14 protein-coding genes are annotated in these 9,659 nt (G+C 63.8%); 5 read left to right on the top strand and 9 right to left on the bottom strand.

The features are described from left to right. Positions 1–294: 294 nt before the first annotated feature. Positions 295–627: a DUF2934 domain-containing protein gene (locus WDW90_RS32255; RefSeq protein WP_336491685.1), complete on the bottom strand. Its 333-nt coding sequence runs from the start codon at positions 625–627 to the stop codon at positions 295–297. 26 nt (positions 628–653) lie between these two features. Next, the gene (locus WDW90_RS32260; protein ID WP_336491687.1) at positions 654–845 is read right to left on the bottom strand and encodes a hypothetical protein; all 192 of its coding nucleotides are present in this window, start codon (positions 843–845) and stop codon (positions 654–656) included. Between the two features lie 630 nt (positions 846–1,475). Here WDW90_RS32260 and WDW90_RS32265 point away from each other — a divergent pair. Continuing rightward, positions 1,476–1,844, top strand: a complete 369-nt coding sequence (locus WDW90_RS32265) for a septal ring lytic transglycosylase RlpA family protein (protein WP_336491688.1) — start codon at positions 1,476–1,478, stop codon at positions 1,842–1,844. A gap of 2 nt (positions 1,845–1,846) precedes the next feature. On the opposite strand, the gene WDW90_RS32270 is transcribed toward WDW90_RS32265, so the two are convergent. Together WDW90_RS32270 and WDW90_RS32275 are read right to left on the bottom strand one after the other, a co-directional pair. Further along, the gene (locus tag WDW90_RS32270; RefSeq protein ID WP_336491689.1) at positions 1,847–2,227 is read right to left on the bottom strand and encodes an energy transducer TonB family protein; all 381 of its coding nucleotides are present in this window, start codon (positions 2,225–2,227) and stop codon (positions 1,847–1,849) included. Between the two features lie 359 nt (positions 2,228–2,586). After that, a complete protein-coding gene (locus WDW90_RS32275; protein ID WP_336491690.1) occupies positions 2,587–2,805 on the bottom strand; it encodes a hypothetical protein in 219 nt (72 codons plus the stop codon). Positions 2,806–3,094: 289 nt separating this feature from the next. Between WDW90_RS32275 and WDW90_RS32280 the strand changes: the two genes are divergently transcribed. Continuing rightward, complete coding sequence (locus WDW90_RS32280; protein WP_336491691.1) at positions 3,095–3,298, top strand: hypothetical protein; 204 nt, start codon at positions 3,095–3,097, stop codon at positions 3,296–3,298. 316 nt (positions 3,299–3,614) lie between these two features. Here WDW90_RS32280 and WDW90_RS32285 read toward each other — a convergent pair whose 3' ends face one another. Together WDW90_RS32285 and WDW90_RS32290 are read right to left on the bottom strand one after the other, a co-directional pair. Then, complete coding sequence (locus WDW90_RS32285; protein ID WP_336491692.1) at positions 3,615–3,803, bottom strand: hypothetical protein; 189 nt, start codon at positions 3,801–3,803, stop codon at positions 3,615–3,617. A 369-nt stretch (positions 3,804–4,172) separates the two neighbouring features. Beyond that, positions 4,173–4,358, bottom strand: a complete 186-nt coding sequence (locus WDW90_RS32290) for a hypothetical protein (protein ID WP_336491693.1) — start codon at positions 4,356–4,358, stop codon at positions 4,173–4,175. Between the two features lie 489 nt (positions 4,359–4,847). Here WDW90_RS32290 and WDW90_RS32295 point away from each other — a divergent pair, with 489 nt between their 5' ends. Beyond that, positions 4,848–5,096, top strand: coding sequence for a DUF6894 family protein (locus WDW90_RS32295; RefSeq protein WP_336491694.1), 249 nt, complete (start codon positions 4,848–4,850; stop codon positions 5,094–5,096). A gap of 227 nt (positions 5,097–5,323) precedes the next feature. After that, on the top strand, positions 5,324–5,626 hold the full coding sequence (locus WDW90_RS32300; RefSeq protein WP_336491695.1) for a hypothetical protein: 303 nt from the start codon (positions 5,324–5,326) through the stop codon (positions 5,624–5,626). Between the two features lie 544 nt (positions 5,627–6,170). On the opposite strand, the gene WDW90_RS32305 is transcribed toward WDW90_RS32300, so the two are convergent. Beyond that, positions 6,171–6,461 carry a hypothetical protein gene (locus WDW90_RS32305; RefSeq protein WP_336491696.1) on the bottom strand — a complete coding sequence of 97 codons (291 nt, stop codon included), beginning with the start codon at positions 6,459–6,461 and terminating at the stop codon, positions 6,171–6,173. Positions 6,462–6,709: 248 nt separating this feature from the next. Here WDW90_RS32305 and WDW90_RS32310 point away from each other — a divergent pair, with 248 nt between their 5' ends. Continuing rightward, positions 6,710–6,937 (top strand): hypothetical protein, encoded by a 228-nt coding sequence (locus WDW90_RS32310; protein WP_336491697.1) that lies wholly within the window; start codon positions 6,710–6,712, stop codon positions 6,935–6,937. A gap of 28 nt (positions 6,938–6,965) precedes the next feature. Here WDW90_RS32310 and WDW90_RS32315 read toward each other — a convergent pair whose 3' ends face one another. Both WDW90_RS32315 and WDW90_RS32320 read right to left on the bottom strand, forming a co-directional pair. Then, positions 6,966–7,355: a hypothetical protein gene (locus WDW90_RS32315; protein ID WP_336491698.1), complete on the bottom strand. Its 390-nt coding sequence runs from the start codon at positions 7,353–7,355 to the stop codon at positions 6,966–6,968. A gap of 79 nt (positions 7,356–7,434) precedes the next feature. Beyond that, complete coding sequence (locus WDW90_RS32320) at positions 7,435–9,270, bottom strand: adenylate/guanylate cyclase domain-containing protein (protein WP_336491699.1); 1,836 nt, start codon at positions 9,268–9,270, stop codon at positions 7,435–7,437. Positions 9,271–9,659: the final 389 nt, after the last annotated feature.

Here is a 9,659-nt window from a genome sequence, read left to right on the forward strand (position 1 = left end):
GCCAATGGTGCATGGAGATGGGCTTCGGCCCATGCGCCACCGGCTTGGCGCCGGTCCTGCTCGACGACGCTGAGGCCGTCCGCAGATGGGTGGCCGAGCAGCTTTCAACAGAGGCTGCCGCAGCCCATCCATCGAGGCAGGCGTCAAGCTAAGGCGCGGGGCCCTCGGAATAGACCACCCATTGCCCGCTCCCGAACAGCGTGGCCGACCTCAGCGGGATCACTCTGGCCTCGGCGCAGTAATGGGGGCAACCCGCTGGTCCGAGGCATGAGAGGGCCGGCCTTCGCCTGGCCGCTACTTCGTGATCCGCTTCGGCGAGATCGGATCGCTGCCAGGGAAAGTCTCCTCGACAGCTTGGTCCAGAAGCTTGTCCTGGCGCTCGTCCAGATCCTCGCCAGGAACGTGCTGATCGGGTGCGGCGCCGGCCGCTTCATTCGCTTTCGTCTCCGGCACCCCGCGCGTATCGTCGTCGGCGCGGCCGACGGCCGAGCCCGCGCCGGTATTCTCCGCATCCAACTCCTGCTCGGCTTCCAGCCAGTGATCGTGCTCGCGCCCCGGAGGGGAGCCTTCGCGCTTCCAGATCTCGTAAGCGCGCGCCCGGATCCGATCGTCTCGGTCATCGCCCATGTCGACGCTCCCGGTTCTCGCTCGACCTACATCCCCGTCCGAACGAAGCATGCCGCGAAATCGTTTGGTCCGTAGGCTCTCCCGGTGATGTCGGTAATCACGACCTGATCCAAGCCGTCCTTCTGCAATTGAAGAGCTTTCTCGAGCGCTCCGCCGGGGGATCGTCGCTGGAAGGAAACCACGCGCCCCCCTTTCTGAGCTGTGACGATCAACTGCATGTCACTCTCCTGAAATGAGACAGCTCATCGTCAATTCAATCTTGAGCGACTTTGGCAGGTTGCCCAGCATGAGAGTTGATCCCAATCGACCCGCAGAACGAGATCGCGCAGGCGCGCGATATCGTCTCGGGTCGGCGGTTTGGATTGGCTCTTCAAGCGAGTAACGAAAGCGGCGTCGGTCTCCGTCATGAGAACACCGTTAAGCTGAGAGGCAGTCTCGTGCGGTGTTAACTTGCGACAGGGATCGTGGGTTGCCTCTGTTGCTCGGCCTCGTCGACTCTTTCGTCGTCGGTAGGCCGCGTCGCATCAGGACGGTCTCGCCCACGCGGCAGGTGGCGGCAAACAGCGAAGAGCCGGCTGCCTGCACCGAGACCATGTCCGGGTGCGAGTATCAGAGACAGCGGAGGGCGCCGAGCCAGAACGTGGCCGGTCCCATGGACGCCGCAAGTCTCACTCAGCATAGCTCTGCTCACGGCGGTATTTTTTGCGCCGGACCTTTGAAATCGTGAAGCTTGCTCTGCGGGTTGTGCGCCTCAACATGGACGCATAACGTCCATGTTGCATCGCAACATACTGCTGCCTTATTTGTGCACATTTTGCTGACCCATCAGACACAGACGGGAAGGCACGATGATCTTGAACGCTCGCCTAGCACTCTTCGCTTTGGCCGCAGCCGCATGTATCGCTGCGCACGGCGCGGAGGCTGACGAACCTTCGTTCGAGCAGGTTGGGGTGGCTTCCTGGTATGGCCCTGGCTTTCATGGCCGGCGCACCGCCAATGGAGAACGCTTCAATACCCTTGACCTGACCGCGGCTCACCGCTCGCTGCCCTTCGGGACGCGTGTGCGGGTGACCAACAAGACCAACGGACGCTCCGTCGTGGTGCGCATCAACGACCGCGGCCCCTATGCCGGCGGACGGGTCATCGACCTGTCCAACGCCTCAGCTCAGGCAATCGGTGTCTCCGGGACGGCGAAAGTCACGATCGCGCGTCTGTGAATTCACCGGCCGAGCCGCAGCGGAAAGCTGAGTTCGGTCGTGCCCGCCTCGGTTAACAGCGGTGCCGGCGGCGGGTTGAAGGGACTGGCGGCTCGGATGACGGCCCTCGCCCGTTGATTGAGGTCTGGAGAACCTGAGCTTCTCTCGATCTCGATCCGGGTCACGAAGCCATCCGCGGCGACTTGGACGCGGACCGTCACGGTGCCGGACACCCTGCCCCGCGACGAACTCGCTTGCTCGTGATCGGCCTTGGCGATCTTCGTGATGACGCCGGACAGCCAGTCGCGCACCTCTGGAGGGATGTGCTCCCGGGCCAGGGTTACGCCGGGGGCGAGGAGAGAGGCGCAAAAACCAATCCCGCAGGCGAGCGCGCGAAGCCGCATAGCGACACTTTCATGCTCCCCCTTCAACTGCAGCTTAAGGGCGATCCCTCGACGAGCCTAGCGGTGCGTCCCGCATCTCGTCCGGCGGCCTGCGCTCACGGCATGGCCGCGACCCCCTCTGCCACTCGCGACCCGCATGAGCGAGTCTCCCGGGCAGGCCGAACAGCGTGTGCCCGAGGCGGCCAGGGCAACGTCGGGCGTCAGTCGGTCGGTGCGCGCCAACCAGCTGCGCATGCAACTTGACGTTCTCACCTGCGAGTGCGGGTCGCTGTATCGGCCAGACGCCTCCGACGTGGAATAGCCCCGCCAGGATCTGGCAGGGCTCATCGGCTTACAGCGCAGGTGAGGCCAGAACGCGCTCAAGCGGCGAGCGTGGCACGCGCGGCTGGGGTGTTCTCGTTGACAACCTCGACGGCGCCGCCGTTGCCGGAAGCCAGTGTGCCCTCGGTGACGGCGATGAGTTCGCCGGCACCGACGGAAGCGCCACTCTGCAGGCTCAGGCGGTCAGCCACGAAGGCGACCAGCGCGACGTTGGCAGCGCCAGCTGCAACAGCGGCGGCGAGAAGCAAAGTCATCATGGCAGGCATCCCGAGTTGCGTTGCAGCATTCATGGAGCCGCACGACGGACTGTGGCATACCAAACGCCACACACCAGTTATTCGCTCAGCGCATGCTGACTGTCGGTTTTTGTCCGAGACCCCGCAAATTTGCATTATGCTGCAAATTTGTTCGCTTGGCGCGCGGTATTCTGCATGGACAGAGGTTCGACGATCTGGTTTATGCCCCTCGCCAGCCATGGTCCGGAACCGATTAGCTTAAGCTTGGTCGAGCGCCGGCTGTCATCGCCCGCACAAGGGGAAACGCTGCATGTATGCCGTCAAGGCTCGCGAAGCTGGTGCGCAATGGATCGAGTTGCCTGAACCTGCCCTTGACCGCTACTTGCTGCGCTCGCGCCGCCGTGCCGCCAACGACAACAGCCGTCTATCTTTTGGAACCTTCCGGACGCTACTATTCACCTCCTGCGCGGCGACGATCTGTGCTTCTTTCCTCATCGCCGTCCTAGTCCGGTAAAGGCAAATCGACCGAACTGGGGACTGCGACGTTTTCTTCCGGTCCCAACGGCATGCGGGACGCGAACGGATCAGCCTGGTGGCCCCGGTGCGGGAAGCACCGGCTCGGGCGATCCGACAGGATCGCCTCGCCGATCGTGTTCTGCAGAGCTGAGTGGAGCCGCCTCGTCGCCCGACGTGCATGACAGCATGTCGACCTCGCGCTTCGCCCGGTGTGGCCGGCGCCGCTGCGCGTACTCTCATCGCGTCACCGGTCGGGCCAGCGGGATCGCGCTGCGCACCGCCGCGCGCTTGTCGCCGTCTGTGCCGCGATCTCGTTACGCGCCGAAAGCCGCGAACAGATCTGCCCTGATCGCGGCTACGAGATCGCGGCATCGCCCGTCCGCAAGCCTGAAGAACGAAGCGGTCCGTGGGTTGGTCATGAGGACGTCGATCATCGCCTCGCTGTCGGCGTCCGTGATGGTCCAGGCCTTCGACAGGGCGCCGACCGTGGGTGATGCGGCCACGCCGCTTCATCGTCTGTGCACAGAGCAGGCCCGCCACCCCACTCATGGCGATGTCGGCGAGGCCAAGGGGAAGCCGGTTATGGCAGGCTTTGGGCTGCCGTAACGCTATGAGCCTTGGCGAAGGAGCTTAGCGGCCTCTTTGCCCTCTTCCGTGATAACGAGAACACTGCCGCCAGCATCAAGCTTGGCGAGCTTCTTCTCGCGAAGCGTTATGGACGCAGCATCATAGATGGCTCGCTGCGGCCCAAGCCTATCGAGGATAAGCAAAATTCTGCACTCCTCTGTCGAAAGCTGGGCAGGTTCCACACCCATCTCCGGCGCTTGGAAGCTAAACCTGAAAGGCACGCAGGGTCATGACGGCGCTGCGCATTACGGACGGCTTGCCGGAGGTGCGTCCGGGAGAACTGTCCGCGCCACGCTCACGACCTCGTCGCACGCCTCGCAGTAGAGATACACGCCGCATCCGCCGCCTGCGAGACCAAAGCCCATCTCGGTCTCGGCGCCGCAGAGGGGGCAAGGGATGATCATCCGATCGGCATCGTCATGCTTGTCCATGGCTTCTCCTCTCAGCGGACCGACCGCTCCTCTCCAGACGCCTCCGCCTCGGATTGTAGCCCGTGCCGCTGACGCTCAACGCCAGTCCTGCACCGAAGTCCCCGCCAGACGCGCTGTTCGACAAGTATGGTTCGGTCGTCGCTCAGGAACTCCATCCCGGCGCGTGGCACGGCCCAATCCGTCTCACGAGTCCTGAGGGCGGACACCGAGGACGAGTGATGAGGAAAGTCGTCGGGTGCGCTGACCGCATTGCGCGTCATGACGGCATAGATCTGCTCCTGTCAGTACGGCAGGTCCGGGCGCAACGCGGGGACCGGAACCTCTCGACCGATGAAGAAGGACGCCTGTGCCGGGTCGCAGCCGATCTGCTCGGCCCGCATCGGTCCTGGATGGGGCGTCAGGAGCCGCGCGCTTGTTGGCACTCGGCATCGCTCGATCGAGACGCGCGTTGATGGCGGGCAAGTGTCTCTGCCGGTGGGGTTATAGCGCATGCCCTGGTTCTACTTCGACGTTCAGTACGGCGGCGATGACGTCACGCGGGACCATCGGGGCATCGATATCCCGGATCTGGAAGCGGCGAAGGTCGAGGCGCTCGCGATCTGGACGCGGATCCTCTTCGAACGAGGCCAGCGCCAGACGCACCCACGGGAATGGAACGTCGTCATTCGGGACGTGCACGGGACCGAACTGGCTCGGGTGCCGTATCCGGGTGAGCCGGACGACACGAGAACAGGCTGACGTGAGCGGCCGGCCGCCTGATGGTCAGGTCGATCCGACGGCCGCGTCCAAGACGACCGGCGGGATCCGCCGCCCGCTGATGAGGGGGTCAAACGGACGGCGGGGCTGAGCCTTGCCCCAAAGGCGCGGGCCGGCGGTGACGAGCTTGGGGCTCGGGATTGCGCGAGCCGGCACGGGTCCGCATCTCTTCCGAAGGCGACCTACGGCGCCTGTTCGGGAGTTTCGTCATGAGGATCAATACGATCACGATCCGCGCCTCGCTTGCGGCAGCCCTCGTCCTGGGGCTTTCGGGTTCAGCCCTGGCATTGGGCGGCGGAGGTGGAGGAGGGGGCGGGAACGGCGGCAGCGGGCTCAACCCCTATTCTGAACTCAGCGGCAACGACCGCTCGGCAGGGGTCAACAACGGTAACTACCGGCAGCCCCGGTACAACACCTACCTGCGGGCCTACGGCCCCTACGGCCCCAATGCCCGGCCAGCGGGCCGACCCTATCGCCCCGTTTCGCCCCACTACTACGGCTATCCTTACTGAGGCGGCGCATCCGGAGCACGTACGAGGCGGCTCACGCGATCCCGCGAGGCAGCCTCGGCCTTGACCAGCCGAGAGGAGATGGAGTGGGTGCCCGCCTGGGCGCCAATTCCGGAGCGCCCCCGTGCGGCCCCCGTTGGTCAGGCCAGGGCGGCATTCGCGTGCTGGCGGGGTCAACATCGGAGGCACCATGACAACCGAGTTTCGCGCACCGCTCCTTGCAGCCGCATTTCTCACGGGCTTTGCAGGTGTTGCCCTGGCTGCCGGCGGCGGAGCAGCAGGGGCTGGTGGCGCGGCGAACAACGCCAACGCCCCGGACCACACGATCGGGAACGAGAGCTTGGGAGCTGGTGGCTTGGGAGCTGGTGGATTGAGTGGTTCGGGCGCCACGAGCAACGGAACGCGCACCGACAGCAGGCCCGGCGGTCGGACGACCGGGAGCACAGGCTCCAGGGGCGTTCCCGGCGGCAAAGCGCCCGAGTCGGGTTCAAGCTCAGGCCGTTAAGCGAGACACGACCGCTCCCCGCCGCGGGGGCGGTCTCCTGTCTCAGCGGCTACCAGATCCGGCGCCCTTCGCGCCGGGCGAGGAGCCTGAGCCAGCATCGTTGGCACCTGTGCTGTTCGACGTCCCGGACCGGCTCATCCCCGACGAGCCCGCCGTGCCCGTGGAACCGGTCGTGTCGTCCTTCTTGAAGCCGGCGGCGTTCGGTGAGCCCTGCATCTTGCCGGTATGACCGGGCGCGTTGCCCGATGCTCCCGGGCCGCTGTTGTCGGCTGCCCAGGCGCATGTGCCCATCGCGAGCATGCCGGCGACGATAGCGAGCGCAGTCTTCCTCATCGCGATCTCCTTCGCGTTTCCTCCAGCCGCCTCTCGGGAGCGGCCTGAAGGAAACGCGGGCGCCGCGAAGCCGTTCGCCGGTCAGGTATCCGAGAACGAGATCCGCGCCGCATCCGCCGCGCGCTTCGTCGACTGGCGCATGGCAGGGCCGGCGGCGACGGGCGGGTTGTGAGCCAGCGCACCGACGTCGTGTGCTCGCAAGCCCATGTTTTCCGGACAGCGTTGGGGGCCACCCACAGGAGGCCAACATGTTCGGGCAGGTCGATAACGCCAACAGCAGCTATCGCTTCGCCGTCTACCCGCCGTCACAGCCGGGGATGCCGTGGCTCTCGGTCTGCGTTGGACCGGATGGCGATTTGGTCGACGCGAACAGCTTCGCCACCTGTGAGGCAGCCGCTGCCGCAACCCGCAGGGCCCAGGCGTTCTTCAACGTTCTGACAGCGTTTTCTCAGCCTGAGACGGGCTTGGCAGCCTGACGGCTATCGATCTATCCGGCCCGAGAGTTCAAAGGCGAGCAGCCGTGGCACTGACGGCTGAGGCCATTGCCAAGGGCGGAGCCGCTATCACCGCACGAGCGCTGGCGAGAGAAGCTGAGCTGGAGCCCGTCATCAGGCCGTTGCGGAACCAGAGGATCAGATCCGCATACGGCATTGCCAAGGCTCTCAACAAAAAGGGCGTTCCGACAGCACGAGGATCGGGCGGCTGGCAGGTGAAATGGGTGCTCGATCGGCTCTGATGCGTCATCTCTTCAAGGGCTGTCGCGTCCCTCGGCAGCTGCCCGAGCCGGTCAGCTCCAGAACACTCAGCCAGTGAGCTGCCGTCAAGCGCGCTTTCCGCCAAAGTGGTTGCCGGTTTGGCGATCAGAAAGCGCGCTAAATCAATGGTTTGGAGCATTTTCCGTGATCCAAAAATCACGGAAAATGCTCTAGGCGGCACGGTCACGAGGCTGGCCACTCCAGGCAGCCGGCTGCTTTCATTTTCTGTCCATTCTCCAAGAGCCATCCCAAGCGGTCGTTTGCGGACGGGTCTCAAGGTCCTGGATGCGGGACAACAGAACACGGGAGGGGCCATCCCCCGGCACGCTCTCTTGCGCTCTTTCGAAGGCCTCCCGTGCCTCCTTCCAGCGTTGCTGCCGGTAAGCATCCAAACCCGCACCGTACGCCGTCTGGAGTGCCTCTTGCGCAGCCGAGAGCTCTCCAACTTTCCCGATCGGCTCGTGAACCGTGGTCTGGGCCTCGTGGCCGTACACGATAACACGATCAACTTCTCTGAATTCGAAGGCGTCGCGCGCCATTTGCGCAGTGCGAGCCGCAACGAGAATGCGCGTCCCGTAAACCTTGTTCAGGCTCTCGAGCCGCGCAGCAAGAATAACCGCATCACCCATCACGGTATAGCTCATCATCAACTCGGACCCGATGCTGCCCGCGACGACCTCTCCGGTCGCGATACCGATCCGTATATCCAGCTCACCGGGCATGTGGCGCAAGCCCAGCAACTCTGGAAATTGGCATCGCAGCGTGGGCAGCTGCCTCACCATCTCGCAGGCCGCAGCGCAGGCCAGGGATGCCTGCTCGGCATCATCGACGAACGGCGAACCCCAATAGGCCATGATCGCGTCGCCGATGTACTTGTCGACGATCCCGCCACTCGCGCGTATCGGCTCTGACATCGTGGACAAGAAGAAGTTCAGGACCTTTACGAGCCCCTGCGGAGTCATCCCCTCGCTGAGTGACGTGAAGCCCTTTATATCACAGAACATCACCGTCATAACCCGCCTCTGGCCGTCGGGAACTGCCGTTCCTGACCAGTCGAGGAGCCTTTCGGCCACTTTTGGGTCGATGTATCTTCCAAAAGTCTCCCTGGCGTGTCGGGTTTTCCGAAGCTGCTCCAGCATACGGTTGAACGCGACCGAGAGCTCACCGATCTCATCGGCCGTCGAGACACTGATTCCACCGTCGAGGCGCCCTAGCTCCACATCACGCGTGCCGCGCAACAGTTCTCTGACCGGGCGCGTAATGCCGCTCGCGACCACCATTGCCACACCAATTCCGAGGAGTGCCGCGAGGAGGCTGACAACGACCGATGTCGCGAGAACGCGATGCTGGTTTTGAATCACGGTCGAAGAGCTCGCATGCACCTGTGCGAGCATGTCGGACCTGATTTCATCGATCTTTCGGATGAGCTGATCCCGCATCAGATCGATGCGAGCCATCGATTGACGAGCCTCCGGGAATTTGCTCGCATTGAGTTGCTCTAAAAGTTTGGCTTCTTCCTCCGAAAGTTCCTGTCGAAGCTCAGATGTCGCATTTTCGATGCGGGCATCCAATCGCCCGAGAGCAGCGTTGTCCGAGGGCGTGCGCGCGTCATCGATGATGGCGTTGATCAGCTTGCGTGCTTTGTCCGCCTCGTGCGCAACGTCCGAACCTTTCTCGGCGGCGATCCGAAGTTGGACCTCGTAGCCCTCATCGTCAGGTGGCACTTGCATCTTGGCGGCAGCCACGCGCCGCAGCGCCAGCGCTCGCTCGAGCGAACGCACGTTGGCTCGCGCTAGATGGCCGTATGCGGGAACGTATCGACTTGTCAGTTCCTCAAGGAGAATGCTGACGGTCGCCGACATCAGCATAGAGGCGACGGAGGTCGCTAACATGAAGACGATCAAAGCTATCGCGACCGCAACGATTTTACTTCGAATGGAACGCCAGGACGCGAACCAACCGAGAGGGTTACGGAGTGGCCGAATCCGCTCGAACGGCGGTTGACCGATCTTGCTCCCGCCACTTTGAAGCGGATCAGAGGTTGGCTGGCTCATGCCGTGGCCCGTCCGAATGCGGCAGCATATAGATTTGTTATAAAGTGCTGTACCCGATCCGTACATTCCCGATCGTGGACAGGGGCTTAGACCGCACCGTCGTGAACACGTCCGTCGCATCGGCGGCCACGCTGCGAACAGGCGGGCTCGCTCCATGCCGAGCGGAGAGGCCGTTTGCCTATGGCGCACGGCGATGAGCGACCGAGGCCTGATGATTGAACGGCTGGTATCGCTGGAGCCTCGATCGGCCGTCCCACACGTTGCTCTGCCGGCAACCGCCTATCACACACATTTCGCTGAAATTTCTGGATAACCCTGAATGGCGCTCCTGATTTCGAGCAACTTTGGCGTGCACCCCCTTGCTTTCGCAGGCCAAGCCGGTACGCGTT

The organism is Methylobacterium nigriterrae (assembly GCF_037106235.1).
Lineage (GTDB): Bacteria > Pseudomonadota > Alphaproteobacteria > Rhizobiales > Beijerinckiaceae > Methylobacterium > Methylobacterium nigriterrae.

Coding starts and splice junctions, on each gene's coding strand:
- WDW90_RS32255 (WP_336491685.1), bottom strand. CDS start 627: ATGGGCGATGACCGAGACGATCGGATCCGGGCGCGCGCTTACGAGATC.
- WDW90_RS32260 (WP_336491687.1), bottom strand. CDS start 845: ATGCAGTTGATCGTCACAGCTCAGAAAGGGGGGCGCGTGGTTTCCTTC.
- WDW90_RS32265 (WP_336491688.1), top strand. CDS start 1,476: ATGATCTTGAACGCTCGCCTAGCACTCTTCGCTTTGGCCGCAGCCGCA.
- WDW90_RS32270 (WP_336491689.1), bottom strand. CDS start 2,227: ATGCGGCTTCGCGCGCTCGCCTGCGGGATTGGTTTTTGCGCCTCTCTC.
- WDW90_RS32275 (WP_336491690.1), bottom strand. CDS start 2,805: ATGATGACTTTGCTTCTCGCCGCCGCTGTTGCAGCTGGCGCTGCCAAC.
- WDW90_RS32280 (WP_336491691.1), top strand. CDS start 3,095: ATGTATGCCGTCAAGGCTCGCGAAGCTGGTGCGCAATGGATCGAGTTG.
- WDW90_RS32290 (WP_336491693.1), bottom strand. CDS start 4,358: ATGGACAAGCATGACGATGCCGATCGGATGATCATCCCTTGCCCCCTC.
- WDW90_RS32295 (WP_336491694.1), top strand. CDS start 4,848: ATGCCCTGGTTCTACTTCGACGTTCAGTACGGCGGCGATGACGTCACG.
- WDW90_RS32300 (WP_336491695.1), top strand. CDS start 5,324: ATGAGGATCAATACGATCACGATCCGCGCCTCGCTTGCGGCAGCCCTC.
- WDW90_RS32305 (WP_336491696.1), bottom strand. CDS start 6,461: ATGAGGAAGACTGCGCTCGCTATCGTCGCCGGCATGCTCGCGATGGGC.
- WDW90_RS32310 (WP_336491697.1), top strand. CDS start 6,710: ATGTTCGGGCAGGTCGATAACGCCAACAGCAGCTATCGCTTCGCCGTC.
- WDW90_RS32315 (WP_336491698.1), bottom strand. CDS start 7,355: ATGCTCCAAACCATTGATTTAGCGCGCTTTCTGATCGCCAAACCGGCA.
- WDW90_RS32320 (WP_336491699.1), bottom strand. CDS start 9,270: ATGAGCCAGCCAACCTCTGATCCGCTTCAAAGTGGCGGGAGCAAGATC.